Origin of the sequence: Collinsella sp. 4_8_47FAA, assembly GCF_000763055.1 — a bacterium.
GTDB lineage: Bacteria > Actinomycetota > Coriobacteriia > Coriobacteriales > Coriobacteriaceae > Collinsella.
The window spans coordinates 1-534 of the sequence record NZ_KN214169.1 but is presented as its reverse complement, the minus strand read 5'-3'; the positions used below and the strand labels follow the sequence as shown (position 1 = coordinate 534).

Genomic DNA, 534 nt, shown 5'->3' with positions numbered 1-534 from the left:
ACTGCGATCTGCCCAAGGAGGTGAGCCGCCATGATTGAGATTGACGGCGTCGAGCTGCGCACCGCGGCACAGTGGGAGAAGAAGCACCGCCATGTCAAGAAAGGCCAGCTCGGAAAGGGTGTGGAGCGCACTTGGCGCTCCCCGAACGGAAACACGACCGCGATGTTCTACAACATCGAGCAGACGCGCCCCTGGGCGAAAAAGGACGTCGAGGCGGTCAACCGCCGCCGCCGCGCCGACGCCAAGGCGAAGCGCGAGGCCGATGAGTGCGGGCGCATCGAGGGCGCCGCCCGCGCGGAACAGCATCGCAAAGACCTTCTCGATTNTTGGGGGGGCTCACATCGACGAGGAAACCTTGCAGGAGGGCCGCCGCGACCACACCGCCTACCAGTGGTGCGATCTCGGCTTCGTTCCGATTGCCGAGGCTCGGTGGCGGCTTACCCGATACGGAGGCAATTCCGCATGGTATTACTGCTCTCCCTGGGATGTGCGCTATGACCCAGACCGCGCCAAGGAGCTGCTGGAGACGGGGCC

Annotated in this window: 1 protein-coding gene; it reads right to left on the bottom strand. The window is 64.9% G+C overall.

From position 1 onward, the window contains the following. The coding region (locus HMPREF9463_RS11455) for a hypothetical protein (protein ID WP_232219807.1) at positions 1 to 306 on the bottom strand (306 nt) is incomplete at its 3' end. Positions 307 to 534 lie beyond the last annotated feature (228 nt).